This is a genomic window from Caballeronia sp. INML3B, assembly GCF_023631305.1.
Classification (GTDB): domain Bacteria; phylum Pseudomonadota; class Gammaproteobacteria; order Burkholderiales; family Burkholderiaceae; genus Caballeronia; species Caballeronia turbans.
On the sequence record NZ_JALQDI010000051.1, the window covers coordinates 1 to 16,092 of the forward strand.

General features: G+C 62.0%; 5 protein-coding genes and 1 pseudogene. 5 read left to right on the forward strand and 1 reads right to left on the reverse strand.

All coding sequences use genetic code 11. The features are described from left to right. Nucleotides 1-8 precede the first annotated feature (8 nt). A pseudogene (locus NCS58_RS22775) lies at nucleotides 9-11,012 on the forward strand (amino acid adenylation domain-containing protein); the annotation flags it as partial. Nucleotides 11,013-11,114: 102 nt separating this feature from the next. On the opposite strand, the gene NCS58_RS22780 reads toward NCS58_RS22775, so the two are convergent. Beyond that, nucleotides 11,115-11,774, reverse strand: a complete 660-nt coding sequence (locus NCS58_RS22780) for a hypothetical protein (protein ID WP_061117035.1) — start codon at nucleotides 11,772-11,774, stop codon at nucleotides 11,115-11,117. Nucleotides 11,775-11,928: 154 nt separating this feature from the next. Here NCS58_RS22780 and NCS58_RS22785 point away from each other — a divergent pair, with 154 nt between their 5' ends. The 4 genes from NCS58_RS22785 to NCS58_RS22795 all read left to right on the forward strand — a co-directional run bounded on the left by NCS58_RS22785 (nucleotide 11,929) and on the right by NCS58_RS22795 (nucleotide 16,086). Then, nucleotides 11,929-12,804, forward strand: coding sequence for an alpha/beta fold hydrolase (locus NCS58_RS22785; protein WP_250477714.1), 876 nt, complete (start codon nucleotides 11,929-11,931; stop codon nucleotides 12,802-12,804). After that, nucleotides 12,804-14,495 (forward strand): cyclic peptide export ABC transporter, encoded by a 1,692-nt coding sequence (locus NCS58_RS22790; RefSeq protein WP_250538888.1) that lies wholly within the window; start codon nucleotides 12,804-12,806, stop codon nucleotides 14,493-14,495. Before NCS58_RS22785 ends, NCS58_RS22790 begins: the two co-directional genes overlap by 1 nt. Nucleotides 14,496-14,661: 166 nt before the next feature. Continuing rightward, nucleotides 14,662-14,793, forward strand: a complete 132-nt coding sequence (locus tag NCS58_RS34210) for a hypothetical protein (protein WP_284502358.1) — start codon at nucleotides 14,662-14,664, stop codon at nucleotides 14,791-14,793. 60 nt (nucleotides 14,794-14,853) lie between these two features. Continuing rightward, complete coding sequence (locus tag NCS58_RS22795; protein WP_061117037.1) at nucleotides 14,854-16,086, forward strand: FAD-binding oxidoreductase; 1,233 nt, start codon at nucleotides 14,854-14,856, stop codon at nucleotides 16,084-16,086. Nucleotides 16,087-16,092 lie beyond the last annotated feature (6 nt).

Genomic DNA, 16,092 nt, shown 5'->3' on the forward strand with positions numbered 1-16,092 from the left:
CCGGCGAGCGCATGTACCGCACGGGCGATCTCGCGCGTTATCGTGCCGATGGCAACATCGAGTTCCTCGGCCGCAACGATCACCAGGTGAAGGTGCGCGGCTTCCGTATCGAACTCGGCGAGATCGAAGCGCAACTCGTGGATCATGCCGCCGTGCGTGAAGCGGTGGTCATCGCGCGGGCCCGAAGCGAAGCCTCGCAGGATCAGCAACTCATCGCTTATGTCACGCTGCTTGCCGATGTCGATGCCAGTGTCTTGCGCGAGCATCTCGCGGAGCGCCTGCCCGATTACATGGTGCCATCGGCGATCGTCATGCTCGATGCACTGCCGCTCACGCCTAACGGCAAGCTCGACCGTCACGCGCTGCCCGATCCGCACGCCGATGCCTTTGCGCTGCGTCCCTTCGAAGCGCCTTTGGGTGAGACCGAATCATCGCTCGCCGATCTGTGGGCCGAGTTGCTGGGCCTCGATCGCGTGGGCCGGCAGGATAACTTCTTCGCGCTCGGCGGCCATTCGCTGCTGGCCGTGACGCTCATCGAACGCATGCGCCGCATCGGCCTGCACGCCAACGTGCGCGATCTCTTCGCGACGCCCGTCCTCAGTACGCTCGCGGCATCGATCGAGCGCGGTGCGATTCCGGACGATATCGTCGTGCCGCCCAATGTCATCACGCGCGACACGACTGCGCTCACGCCTGCCATGCTGCCGCTCATCGCCTTGACGCAAGCGGATATCGATCACATCGTCGGGCAAGTGCCTGGTGGTCTCGCCAACGTGCAAGACATTTACGCGCTTGCACCGCTTCAGGAAGGCATTCTGTTCCATCACATGCTGACCACCGAGGGCGACCCGTATCTGCAAACCGCGCGTATCGCCTTCGATAGCCGCGCGCGTCTCGATGCCTGGCTCGATGCGCTGCAACGGATCATCGCACGGCACGACATCCTGCGCACCGCCTTCATTCACGATGGCATCAGCACGCCCGCGCAAGTCGTCTGTCGCGAAGCGCCTGTCACCATCGACGAGATCGAGCTCGATCCCGCGCACGGTCCGGCAGCCGATCAACTCGCGCGTCTGTTCGATGCGCGCTCTCAACGCCTGCCTTTGCATCAGGCGCCCCTGCTTCGGCTCACCATCGCGAAGGAGCACGATTCGCCGCGCTGGCTCGCGCTGCTCGTGTGGCATCACCTGATCGGCGACCACGTTACGCTCGAAGTAATTCAGAAGGAGATCAGCGCACTGCTCGAGGGTCGTGCGGATGCTCTCAATGTGGCGCAACCGTTTCGCGATCTGGTTGCGCAGGCTCGGCTCGGCGCCACTCAGCAGGAGCATGAAGCGTTCTTCCGCGACATGCTCGCCGATGTCAGCGAGCCCACGCTGCCCTTTGGCTTCACCGATGTACATCACGACGGCTCCGCTGTTGCCGAAGCTCGCGTGACGTTGCCCGCGGCGTTGAACACGCGTCTGCGCACGCAGGCGCGAGAACTCGGCGTCAGTCTCGCCAGTCTCTGTCATCTCGCATGGGCGCGTGTGCTCGACGCGGCAAGCGCCAGCGATGGCCGCATCGTCTTCGGCACCGTGCTGCTCGGACGCATGCAGGCAGGTGTCGATCAGGCGCTCGGGCTGCTCATCAACACCTTGCCGATTCGTCTCGATGTGAACGATGCCTCTGTTGTCGATAGCGTGCGTGACACGCACCGACGTCTGGCGGCCTTGCTGCAGCATCAGCATGCCCCGCTCGCGCTCGCTCAGCGATGCAGTGGCGTGGCCGCGCCCGCGCCGCTCTTTAGCGCGCTGCTGAACTATCGGCACAATCAGGCCGTCGCCGATGAACAGTACGCCTTCGAGGGCATCGAACTGCTCGGCGCCGAAGAGCGCACCAACTATCCGCTCATGCTCGCTGTCGAAGACAACGGCGAGAGCCTTGGTTTGACCGCGCAAACGCTCGCGCCGCTGTCGCCCGATCAGTTGTGCGGGTACATGGAGCAAGCGTTATCGAGTCTCGTGCAGGCGCTCGAGCAGGCACCGCAGACGCCCGTCGATCAACTCGATGTGCTGCCGCCCGACACGCGTCAGTTACTGGTCCAGACGTGGAACGATACCGCCGCGCCTTACCCTGTCGAGCTGTGCATTCATCAGTTGTTCGAGCAGCAGGTCGAGCGCACACCCGATGCGATCGCGCTCGTCTTCGACGATCAAACGCTCACGTACGCGCAACTCAATGCGCGTGCCAATCGGCTCGCGCGTCGTCTGCTCGCGCTCGGGGTCGAGCCGGAAGATCGCGTGGCGCTGTGCGTGGAGCGTGGCATCGGCATGGTGGTGTCATTGCTCGCGATACTCAAAGCGGGCGGCGCCTATGTGCCGCTCGATCCGGCCTATCCCGGCGAGCGCCTGACTCACATCCTCACCGACTCGACACCTCGGCTGCTAATCGCCGATGCCACCGGCCGCGAAGCGCTCGGTGATACGGGTACGTTGAGCGTGCTCGATCCGAACGCATCGCTCGATGAATCGGCAGGCAATCCGCAAACAAGGCTCGCGCCGCATCATCTCGCTTACGTGCTCTTCACTTCGGGCTCCACAGGCAAGCCCAAAGGCGTGATGGTCGAGCATCGCGAGATGCTGAACTTCCTGTGCTCGATGCGCGATATCACCTCGATGAGCGCCGCCGACAAACTGCTCGCCGTCACGACGATATCCTTCGATATCGCGGGGCTGGAGTTGTATTTGCCCTTGAGCACCGGCGCGTGCATCGTGCTCGCGTCCCGCAGCGACGCGGCCGATCCGCTCGCGTTGCAAGCGCTCATCGATGCGCACGCCATCAGCTTCATGCAGGCGACGCCGGCCACCTGGCGCATGCTGCTCGATACGCAGTGGAGCGGCAGCGCGAAGCTTACCGCGCTGTGCGGCGGCGAAGCGTTGTCCGCGAACCTCGCGGCGCGTCTGAACGAGAAGGTCAAGGCGCTGTGGAATCTCTACGGTCCGACTGAAACAACGGTCTGGTCGTCGTGCTATCGCACGGGCCCCGAAGCGCATAGGTCATCGACGATATCGGTCGGTCGGCCGATCGCCAACACGCGTCTGTACGTGCTCGATGCGCACTACCGGCTCGTGCCGCCCGGTGCCGTGGGCGAGTTGTATATCGGTGGCGCGGGTGTGGCGCGCGGTTATCTCAATCGTCCCGATCTCACCGCCGAACGCTTCCTCGACGATCCATTCATTGCCGATGCCCGCATCTATCGCACGGGCGATCTCGCGCGTTATCGCGCCGATGGCAATCTCGAGTTCCTCGGACGCAACGATCATCAGGTCAAGATTCGCGGCTTCCGCATCGAACTCGGCGAGATCGAAGCGCAGCTCGCCAGTCATCCGGCCGTGCGCGAAGCCGTCGTAATCGCACGGGCACGGCGTGAAGCGACACAAGACCAGCAACTCATCGCCTATGTCACGGGACTTGCCGATGTCGATACGAACGCGCTTCGCGAGCATGTGAGTGCGCGCTTGCCCGATTACATGGTGCCATCTGCGTTCGTGACGCTCGATGCGCTGCCGCTCACGCCCAACGGCAAGCTCGATCGCCGCGCATTGCCCGATCCGCAGTGGCAGGATCTTGGCGCTTATGTCGCGCCGCGCACCTCGCTCGAACACACGCTCGCGCAGTGCTTCGCCAGCGTCCTCGGCCTCGAGCGCGTGAGTGTCTTCGACAACTTCTTCGCGCTTGGGGGGCATTCGCTGCTGGCCACGCAACTCGTATCGCGCTTGCGTCAGGCGCTTTCCATCGAATTGCCCTTGCGAACGTTGTTCGATGCGCCGACCGTGGCTTCGCTCGCCGAAACGTTGCAGCAGGAAACGGGTCACGTCAGCGCAATCCCGACACTGCAAGCGCGCACGCGGCCGCGGCATTTACCGCTGTCTTTCGCGCAGGAACGATTGTGGTTCCTCGAACAGCTCAACCCCGGACAATCCACCTATAACATTCCGGTAGCCGTGCGCCTGAGCGGGTCGCTCGATGTTCGGTCGCTCGAAACTGCTTTGAATGCCCTCCTGGAGCGTCACGAAAGCCTGCGTACTTCTTTCGTGCAACAAGGTGGTCAGGCCGTTCAATGCATCGCGGCGCAATTGCAAATCGCACTGCCCCTCGTCGAACTCGACACGCTCGCCACCGATGCGCAAGCCGCCGAAGTCCGCCGGATCACGCAAGCCGAAGCCACGCGAGCGTTCGATCTTCAGCACGGGCCGCTTCTTCGCGCGCAACTGCTTCGCCTCGCGCAAGACGAGCATATGCTGCTCTTCACGATGCATCACATCATCTCCGATGGCTGGTCCATCGGCGTGCTCGTGCGGGAACTCGGCGCCTGCTATAAGGCCATGTTGCATGACGAACCGCTCGCTTTGCCGCGCCTGGTCGTGCAGTATGCCGACTTCACATTGTGGCAGCGGGATTGGCTCGCCGGTGCGGAACTCGATCGACAGACGCAATACTGGTGCACTCAGCTCGCCGAACTCGCACCGCTCGATCTGCCGACCGATCGTCCTCGCCCTGCACGAATCAGCGGACGTGGCGCGACGTTGCCCTTTTCGCTGAGTCCTGACTTGTCGGAGCGCGTGAACACGCTCGCGCATCGCGAAGGCGTAACGCCGTACATGGTGGTGCTCGCCGCGTTCCAGACGCTTCTTGCTCGCCTGTCCGGGCAATCGCAAGTGGCAGTCGGCTCGCCGATCGCCAATCGCACGCATGCGCAGATCGAACCGCTCATCGGGCTGTTCGTTAATACGCTCGTATTGCGTGCGGATCTCTCGGGCGAGCCCTGCTTGCGTGAATTGCTCGCGCAAGTGCGCGATACGACGCTCGCCGCTTACGCGCATCAGGACCTGCCCTTCGAAAAACTCGTCGAAGCGCTCGCGCCGGTGCGTGACATGAGCCGCACGCCGCTGTTTCAAGTGATGCTCGTCTTGCAGAACGCGCCGCTCGAGGCACTTGCTTTGCCGGGCCTCACGCTGGAACTCCTGCCTCCGGCCGAAGCCGGCGCCAAGTTCGACCTCACGCTGAACCTGACTCATACGCACGACCGCTTCACAGGCAGCATCAGCTACGCGACCGATCTTTTCGATAAGCACACTATCGTTCGTTTCGGTGAACGCTTCACGCGATTGCTCGATCAGGCGCTCGCGCGGCCGGATGCACCGCTGCATGCGCTCGAGCTCGTGTTGCCTGAAGAGCATGCGCTGTTCAATCAATGGAACGATACGGCGTGCGCCTACCCCGACCACCTCTGCATGCATCAGCTCTTCGAGCAACAGGTTCGACGCACGCCCGATGCGACGGCGCTCGTCTTCGAAGACGAATCCCTTACGTATGCGGAGCTGAATGCGCGTGCGAATCGGCTTGCGCATCGACTGATCGCGCTGCGCGTGCAGCCGGAAGATCGCGTCGCGTTATGCATGGAGCGGCGCATCGGCATGATCGTCTCGTTGATAGCAACGCTCAAGGCGGGCGGCGCATACATGCCGCTCGATCCTGCCTATCCCGGTGAACGGCTGAATCACATTCTTGCCGATGCCGAGCCGCGACTGCTGATCGCCGATGCAGTCGGCCGTGATGCGTTGGGCGACACAGGCCCGCTAACGGTACTCGATCTTCATGCATCCGACGAGGAAGCGCTCTCGCCGGCCGATCCGCAGGCACCTGTCGCGCCGCATAACCTCGCGTATGTGATCTATACGTCGGGATCGACGGGCAAGCCGAAGGGCGTCGCCATCGAACATCGAAATGCCGTCAACTTCCTCAGCTGGGCGCTGAACGCCTTCACATCGAAAGAGCTTTCACACACGCTGTTTGCCACATCGGTCAACTTCGATCTTTCGGTCTATGAATGCTTCGCACCGTTGACCTGCGGGGCCACAGTGCATCTCGTCGACAACGTCCTGGCACTTTCTAGAAAGCCGCACGATGTGAGCCTCGTCAACACGGTGCCATCGGCGATCACTTCGCTACTCGATGCGGGCGCATCGCTGGCGTCTGTCAAGACGATCAACCTTGCCGGCGAGCCGCTCAAGCTCGCACTGATGAAACGCATCTTCGCCGAGACCGATATCGAACGATTGTGCAATCTGTATGGGCCGTCCGAGACGACCACTTACTCGACGTGGATCGAGATGCATAAGGGCGATCGCGTGACGGAGACCATCGGCAAGCCGATCGGCAACACGCGCGTCTATCTGCTCGATGCTCGATGCAAGCCGGTGCCGCTCGGCACGGTGGGCGAAGTGTATATCGGCGGCGCGGGCGTGGCGCGTGGTTATCTCAACCGGCCTGAACTCACCGCCGAACGCTTCCTCGACGATCCGTTCATGCCCGGCGAGCGCATGTACCGCACGGGCGATCTCGCGCGTTATCGTGCCGATGGCAACATCGAGTTCCTCGGCCGCAACGATCACCAGGTGAAGGTGCGCGGCTTCCGTATCGAACTCGGCGAGATCGAAGCGCAACTCGTGGATCATGCCGCCGTGCGTGAAGCGGTGGTCATCGCGCGGGCCCGAAGCGAAGCCTCGCAGGATCAGCAACTCATCGCTTATGTCACGCTGCTTGCCGATGTCGATGCCAGTGTCTTGCGCGAGCATCTCGCGGAGCGCCTGCCCGATTACATGGTGCCATCGGCGATCGTCATGCTCGATGCACTGCCGCTCACGCCTAACGGCAAGCTCGACCGTCACGCGCTGCCCGATCCGCACGCCGATGCCTTTGCGCTGCGTCCCTTCGAAGCGCCTTTGGGTGAGACCGAATCATCGCTCGCCGATCTGTGGGCCGAGTTGCTGGGCCTCGATCGCGTGGGCCGGCAGGATAACTTCTTCGCGCTCGGCGGCCATTCGCTGCTGGCCGTGACGCTCATCGAACGCATGCGCCGCATCGGCCTGCACGCCAACGTGCGCGATCTCTTCGCGACGCCCGTCCTCAGTACGCTCGCGGCATCGATCGAGCGCGGTGCGATTCCGGACGATATCGTCGTGCCGCCCAATGTCATCACGCGCGACACGACTGCGCTCACGCCTGCCATGCTGCCGCTCATCGCCTTGACGCAAGCGGATATCGATCACATCGTCGGGCAAGTGCCTGGTGGTCTCGCCAACGTGCAAGACATTTACGCGCTTGCACCGCTTCAGGAAGGCATTCTGTTCCATCACATGCTGACCACCGAGGGCGACCCGTATCTGCAAACCGCGCGTATCGCCTTCGATAGCCGCGCGCGTCTCGATGCCTGGCTCGATGCGCTGCAACGGATCATCGCACGGCACGACATCCTGCGCACCGCCTTCATTCACGATGGCATCAGCACGCCCGCGCAAGTCGTCTGTCGCGAAGCGCCTGTCACCATCGACGAGATCGAGCTCGATCCCGCGCACGGTCCGGCAGCCGATCAACTCGCGCGTCTGTTCGATGCGCGCTCTCAACGCCTGCCTTTGCATCAGGCGCCCCTGCTTCGGCTCACCATCGCGAAGGAGCACGATTCGCCGCGCTGGCTCGCGCTGCTCGTGTGGCATCACCTGATCGGCGACCACGTTACGCTCGAAGTAATTCAGAAGGAGATCAGCGCACTGCTCGAGGGTCGTGCGGATGCTCTCAATGTGGCGCAACCGTTTCGCGATCTGGTTGCGCAGGCTCGGCTCGGCGCCACTCAGCAGGAGCATGAAGCGTTCTTCCGCGACATGCTCGCCGATGTCAGCGAGCCCACGCTGCCCTTTGGCTTCACCGATGTACATCACGACGGCTCCGCTGTTGCCGAAGCTCGCGTGACGTTGCCCGCGGCGTTGAACACGCGTCTGCGCACGCAGGCGCGAGAACTCGGCGTCAGTCTCGCCAGTCTCTGTCATCTCGCATGGGCGCGTGTGCTCGACGCGGCAAGCGCCAGCGATGGCCGCATCGTCTTCGGCACCGTGCTGCTCGGACGCATGCAGGCAGGTGTCGATCAGGCGCTCGGGCTGCTCATCAACACCTTGCCGATTCGTCTCGATGTGAACGATGCCTCTGTTGTCGATAGCGTGCGTGACACGCACCGACGTCTGGCGGCCTTGCTGCAGCATCAGCATGCCCCGCTCGCGCTCGCTCAGCGATGCAGTGGCGTGGCCGCGCCCGCGCCGCTCTTTAGCGCGCTGCTGAACTATCGGCACAATCAGGCCGTCGCCGATGAACAGTACGCCTTCGAGGGCATCGAACTGCTCGGCGCCGAAGAGCGCACCAACTATCCGCTCATGCTCGCTGTCGAAGACAACGGCGAGAGCCTTGGTTTGACCGCGCAAACGCTCGCGCCGCTGTCGCCCGATCAGTTGTGCGGGTACATGGAGCAAGCGTTATCGAGTCTCGTGCAGGCGCTCGAGCAGGCACCGCAGACGCCCGTCGATCAACTCGATGTGCTGCCGCCCGACACGCGTCAGTTACTGGTCCAGACGTGGAACGATACCGCCGCGCCTTACCCTGTCGAGCTGTGCATTCATCAGTTGTTCGAGCAGCAGGTCGAGCGCACACCCGATGCGATCGCGCTCGTCTTCGACGATCAAACGCTCACGTACGCGCAACTCAATGCGCGTGCCAATCGGCTCGCGCGTCGTCTGCTCGCGCTCGGGGTCGAGCCGGAAGATCGCGTGGCGCTGTGCGTGGAGCGTGGCATCGGCATGGTGGTGTCATTGCTCGCGATACTCAAAGCGGGCGGCGCCTATGTGCCGCTCGATCCGGCCTATCCCGGCGAGCGCCTGACTCACATCCTCACCGACTCGACACCTCGGCTGCTAATCGCCGATGCCACCGGCCGCGAAGCGCTCGGTGATACGGGTACGTTGAGCGTGCTCGATCCGAACGCATCGCTCGATGAATCGGCAGGCAATCCGCAAACAAGGCTCGCGCCGCATCATCTCGCTTACGTGCTCTTCACTTCGGGCTCCACAGGCAAGCCCAAAGGCGTGATGGTCGAGCATCGCGAGATGCTGAACTTCCTGTGCTCGATGCGCGATATCACCTCGATGAGCGCCGCCGACAAACTGCTCGCCGTCACGACGATATCCTTCGATATCGCGGGGCTGGAGTTGTATTTGCCCTTGAGCACCGGCGCGTGCATCGTGCTCGCGTCCCGCAGCGACGCGGCCGATCCGCTCGCGTTGCAAGCGCTCATCGATGCGCACGCCATCAGCTTCATGCAGGCGACGCCGGCCACCTGGCGCATGCTGCTCGATACGCAGTGGAGCGGCAGCGCGAAGCTTACCGCGCTGTGCGGCGGCGAAGCGTTGTCCGCGAACCTCGCGGCGCGTCTGAACGAGAAGGTCAAGGCGCTGTGGAATCTCTACGGTCCGACTGAAACAACGGTCTGGTCGTCGTGCTATCGCACGGGCCCCGAAGCGCATAGGTCATCGACGATATCGGTCGGTCGGCCGATCGCCAACACGCGTCTGTACGTGCTCGATGCGCACTACCGGCTCGTGCCGCCCGGTGCCGTGGGCGAGTTGTATATCGGTGGCGCGGGTGTGGCGCGCGGTTATCTCAATCGTCCCGATCTCACCGCCGAACGCTTCCTCGACGATCCATTCATTGCCGATGCCCGCATCTATCGCACGGGCGATCTCGCGCGTTATCGCGCCGATGGCAATCTCGAGTTCCTCGGACGCAACGATCATCAGGTCAAGATTCGCGGCTTCCGCATCGAACTCGGCGAGATCGAAGCGCAGCTCGCCAGTCATCCGGCCGTGCGCGAAGCCGTCGTAATCGCACGGGCACGGCGTGAAGCGACACAAGACCAGCAACTCATCGCCTATGTCACGGGACTTGCCGATGTCGATACGAACGCGCTTCGCGAGCATGTGAGTGCGCGCTTGCCCGATTACATGGTGCCATCTGCGTTCGTGACGCTCGATGCGCTGCCGCTCACGCCCAACGGCAAGCTCGATCGCCGCGCATTGCCCGATCCGCAGTGGCAGGATCTTGGCGCTTATGTCGCGCCGCGCACCTCGCTCGAACACACGCTCGCGCAGTGCTTCGCCAGCGTGCTCGGCCTCGAGCGCGTGAGTGTCTTCGACAACTTCTTCGCGCTTGGGGGGCATTCATTGCTGGCCGTTCAGTTGATGGCATCGATTCACGCGAAGCTCGGCCAGGACATTTCGATTCGCGTTCTCTTCAATGCGCCATCGGTGGCGGAACTGGCAAATCAACTGAACGCCGCACCTTCAAACAACGAATTCGATCCGATTCTGCCGATCCGCACACCGGGCGATGGCGCACCGCTCTTCTGCATTCATCCGGTCGGCGGATTGGCGTGGAGTTATGCGGGTCTCGCGAAGATCATCGATGGCGACCGGCCGATCTATGCGGTCCAGACGCCGGCGTTAAAGCACCCCGGTTACGGTCCCGCTAGCATCGCCGAGATGGCGGCCGACTACATCGCGCGCATCCGCACGATCCAGCCTCACGGTCCGTATCACCTCCTCGGCTGGTCATTTGGCGGACTGCTTGCGTACGAAATGGCGACGCAACTGCAAAGCCTCGGCGAGAAGGTCGGCGAACTCGTATTGCTGGATTCGCGTCTGCCTGACGGACTCGCTGCACCCGAAGTCGATGAATGCGCGCTGTTCGCAGCCACGTTCCCGAGCATGTCGCCCGATCTGATGCTCACGCTTCAGGCGATGCGATCGACCAACGAGCGCGTGGTCGCGCTGCGTGAGCATCGGCTGATACCCGCGTATATCACGGACGACCACATTACGACGCTGATAGGTACAACGCAGCGGAACATGCAGTTGCAATCGATGTTCACGCCCAAGTCGTTCCATGGCGATATCGTCTATTTCACGGCGACGCGCTCCGAAGCGCCCGGACAACCCCGACGTATCGCGCAATGGCGAGACTGCGTGAATGGTTCGATAGCGAATTACGACATCGATTGCATGCATACCGAGATGTGCCTGCCATCGTCGCTCGCGATGATCGGACAGAACCTTGCATCGATGAATGTGATCGGCGCGTCGGCGAAGTAGAGAACCAGCATCGCCACCGCTCAAGAGGCCGTGGCGATGCTATCGAACGAAGGCATGGAAGGAGTCAAACGAGTGCGCCGAGCCCGCCAATATGACGATCGCTCAACCTTCGCGCCGCTGCTTGCGATCGCTGTGCTTGCGCACGTTGCTGGCGAGTTCAGAAATGATTTCGGTGGCCGCGCCGATGATCTGATTGAAGTCGAATCCCGCGCGCGTCATCTCTCGATAGAACGATCGTGCAAGCATCTTGGAGAGCTGGCTCGGGTTCTGGACGGATTGCGCGACGATGTCGCCGATCGTCTGATCCGACGATCGCCTGATCGTTGCCTGGGCGAACGGCGAGGCGACGAGCTTCTCCAGCCGGTCCGCCTCGACGGATCGCGTGACGAACGTACCGAGAATCTGGAGCAGCTTCAGATCATGTTCATCGAATTGCCGTCCGAGCCGCGGTCCCGATACTTGCACGACGCCTATCGTCTTTCCATTCAGCGCGAGGACGGCGAACATCTTGTCGTGCGCGTCCGAGTATTCGACGATGGCCGTCTTCTCGCCAATATGGACTTCGCCGAATGCCTCGGTGTGCGCGGAGCACAACTCGGCGACGCGATCATCGACGGGTATCGAAACGACGCATCGCTTCACGTGCATTGCCTCGGCGACCATCGCTGCGAGGGCTTCCGGCGAGACGTCGACCCTCTCGGTGTCTGCAAACTCGACGAGCTGAGAATCCTGCTCTTCATAGGCATGTTCGGCGCTTTTCATGAGGACTCCACCGGTAGGTTGCGATGTGCGTCAGGTTATGCGTCGAAAGTTAGTTCGCCCTTAGCCCATGACCACGATTCGAAACGACCCGCGCCCTCATCGCCCGCTAACTTTCGAAAGACACACTAAGCCTGGTTCCAGATAGGTGCTCAAGATGAAACGTCCCTTATTCATGCAGCGGCGCAGTATCAAGGTTCGCGACGGCCGTTTTGATATCTCCGTTGAAGAGTCCGGAAGTATCGGCACGCCCTGCGTCTTGCTGCACGGCCGCGGCGAGTGCAGCGGCGTATGGCGAACGTTGACCGACGTAGCGTCGGCCGAACATCGCTTCGTGTCGATCGATTTAAGGGGCCACGGCGATTCGAGCTGGGACCCGGAGCGCGCTTACGATTCACCAACCCTTGCTGGCGACGTGTTACAGGTTCTGCTTGCAATGAACATAAGAAAGCCCGTTCTTATCGGTCATTCGCTCGGCGGCAGTGTCGCGTTGCAATTGGATGCCCTGCTCGGGCACCATGTTTCCGGACTGGTCATGGTGGACTTTGGACCGGAATCCGACGCATCGGGTTCACAACGCGTTCGTGCCGACATACGCGAGACGCCGGCTACGTTCGACACGATCGACGGATACGTATCGTGGTTGCTCGACCGGCGTCCGCTGGCGAACGGCCGTGCACTTCGCAATCTCGCCCTGCATGCGTTGCGCCGAACGCCGGCCGGCATGTTCGAGCCGAAGCTAGACCGGCGCGTCGCTGATGAGTCGCCGCAAAACATGGAGCCGCGCGCGGAACAGCTGTGGCAGATGATGGCGTCCGTGCGCTGCCCGACGCTCGTCGTGAGAGGCGTCGGGTCAGCGGTGCTCAAACCGCAGGATGCACAGCGCATGGCGCATCACGCGCTGCGCGAAGGACAGCTCGCCACGATATCCCGCGCCGGCCATGCGGTGATGACCGATAACCCCGATGAATTCAATCGCACGATCGAGGCATTCCTTGCTTCCCTGCCGCATGCCGCAAGCGGAGGTCAGTGATGTTCTCCATCATTCCCGCGCAGCTTCGCCGACAGTCCATGCCGCGACTGGTCATCGCAGTCATCGCCGGGTTCGCCGGGGCGCTGTGCAGTGCGGAGATCGCGCGTCTAATCAGCAAAGTCGCCGCCGGTCAGATCGAAACGCGCGGACTGGTGATCGTTTTCTTCGCGGTGTGCGCGGCGCAACTGCTGTTCAGAACGAGTTCGCAGATCATCGTGCTGGATTTCGGTCAGCAGGTGATATGCAGTCTTCGAATCGAGCTATGCCGCAAGATTCTGCGCACGCCCTACAAGAAGCTGCAAACGCTTGGCAAGCCGCGCCTGCTCGCCATTCTTACCACAGACATCAACACGTTCGCGCAAGCTTCGCAAATGCTGCCGCTCGCGTTCGGCAACGTGGTGCTCATCGCCGTATGCCTCGTGTATATGGCGTGGCTTTCGTGGCAGGCGTTCGCGTGCTTTTTCGTCTTTCTCGTCGTCGGAGGGGCGATTTATCATGTTATCGAGCGCTGGCCCTTGCGCGAAATGCAAGCGGTGAGAGATCAGCTCGATGTCATCTTCAGGCACTTTCGTTCCTTGCTGGAAGGCACGCGGGAATTGCAACTCAACGACGCGCGAGCCCGATACTTCACCGAGCACGTCGTTCATTCGACCGCACACGCATTCCGCCGATCGTTCACCCGCGCGATGCTCGTCTATTCGCTCGTCGCCAACGCGGGTGGCATGCTCTTCTATGTGGCGATCGGCCTGATTCTGCTCGTCGTGCCGCATTGGTTTCCACAATCGCACGGCGTGCTCGTGACGCTCACCCTCTTGCTTCTCTTCCTGATCCAGCCGGTCAGCGAAGTCATGACGACTTTGCCGATTCTTCGTCAGGCGTCGATTGCGCTGGGGCGCATCCGCATTCTCGATGCCGAGCTCACGCAGCAACCGGATGATGATGCTCATGTCACGCCAGACGATCCCTTCGGGGACGCAGCCGAAGGCGTGCCGCTGATCCGGTTCTCCGCCGTATCGCATCGATATCCGGGGCTGACGGAAGATCATCCGTTCACATTGGGGCCGATTGATCTATCGATTCGTCAGGGCGAAGTGGTCTACTTGATCGGCGGCAACGGCAGCGGCAAGACTACGCTCGCGATGCTGCTGCTCGGACTGTACGAACCCGAGCAAGGGCATATGGAATTGAACGGCGTAAGAGTCGAGCGGGAGAACCTTGCGCATTATCGCGAGCGCTTCTCGGCCGTGTTCGCCGACTTTCATCTGTTCGATGAGGTGCTGTGTGAAGACCAGTCGCAGATTGCGAAGCAGGCGGCGCAGTATCTTCACAAGCTCGAACTCGATCACAAGGTCAGCATGAAGGGCAACCGGTTCAGCACGGTCAATCTCTCTTCCGGACAACGCAAGCGCATGGCGCTCATAGCGTCGTATCTGGAAGATCGCCCAATCTATCTGTTCGACGAATGGGCCGCCGATCAGGATCCCGTATTCAGGCGCGTGTTCTACACGCAGTTGATTCCCGAGCTCAAGCGCAAGGGGAAGACAGTCATCGTCATCTCTCACGACGATGCCTATTTCGAATGCGCCGATCGTCTCGTTCAGGTTGCGAACGGGCGCCTTACCGACGTATCCTCGGAAGCACTGAAAGAAGGCCTGTTCGCCGGACGCGGTGGCTCGGCAGTGGCGGAATGAGCTTGCCGTTCACTCGAACACCGCGTCTCCGCCCACGGCGTTGTGTCGCGACGCCTGCTGAATGCGGTGGCTACTAACGACACCGTGAGCCGCCCAGGCGGTGATGAGTTCACGGTACTGCTCGACGGCGTCGGTCACGCCAGCGAAGTCTGGAATAGCGGGATCGATGACGGGCTATGCCGACAAACTCGAACGCGCGAAACATGTCGGCGTGACGATTCTTTCCAAGCCGTTCAATATCGGCGACTTGCAGGCGCTGCTGCAGAGCGTGAAACTGTCGCGGCCGGCGGGTGCATAGCGTTGCGATCGTCCGTTATGGAATGCTGTGCTCGGAACCACATGGCTAAAGGAAGCGAATATGGACTTTGATGTAATGGTGCTCGGCGCGGGTATCGTCGGAACCTCGATAGCCGTTCACTTGCAGCGCCGTGGAGCGAAGGTCGCGCTGATCGACCGAAAGGCGCCCGGTAACGAGACATCGCTGGGCAATGCCGGCATCATCCAGCGAGAAGGCGTCTACCCGTATGCCTTTCCGCGCGACCTTGCCACGATCTCGCGATACGCGTCGAACCGCGCAACCGACGTCAGATACCATGCGGCCGCCATGCCGAAGCTGCTGCCGTTCCTGCTTCGCTACTGGCATCATTCCCGACCCGACCGTCACGCGAAGATCGCGCGTGCTTATTCGGCGCTGATCGGACATAGCGTTTCCGAACATCGGGAACTGATCGACGCAGCCGGTGCTGACGCGCTGCTGAGAACCGGAGGATGGATCAACGCTTTCCGGACAACCAAAGCGTTCGACATTGCCGTGAACGAGGCTTCGCGCTGGAAAGACGAATATGGCATTCCGTTCGATGCCCTTTCCTACGAGGCCCTGCATGACGCGGAGCCTTCGCTCGGCCGCGCACTCAAAGCGGCTCTCCGATACACATCCGCAGATTCGGTGAGCGATCCGTCGGGCCTCGTGCGGGCGTATGCGAAGCTGTTCGAGACGCTTGGCGGCACCGTATTGATCGGCGATGCATCGACGCTCGAAACCGGATGGCGGTTGACTACCGCATCAGGCGTCGTATCGGCGAAACAGGCCGTCGTCGCGCTGGGACCGTGGTCGACTGATGCGATTGCGAAGCTGGGCTATCGCTTTCCGCTCGAGGTCAAACGCGGCTATCACATGCACTACGCGGCGAAGCCCGGTGCAACGCTTAATCAACCTGTGCTCGATGCGGAAGTCGGCTATGTCATCACGCCCATGACACGCGGCATCCGCTTGACGACAGGCGTCGAGCTCGGCCTCAGGGATTCGCCGAAGACGCCCGTGCAACTGGCGGCGGTGGAGCCTTTCGCTCGCGAAACGTTTCCGCTCGGCGAGCGCCTCGATGCGCAACCCTGGCTCGGGCGCCGACCGTGCACGCCCGACATGATGCCCGTGATCGGCCCGGCGCCGCGCCATGCAAATCTGTGGTTCGCCTTCGGTCATGCGCATCATGGGCTCACGCTCGGCCCGGTCACCGGACGCATCATCGCCGAGATGATGACCGGCGAGACTCCGCTCGTGGACCCTCGCCCGTTTCGTGCGGACCGGTTCTGATCGAGC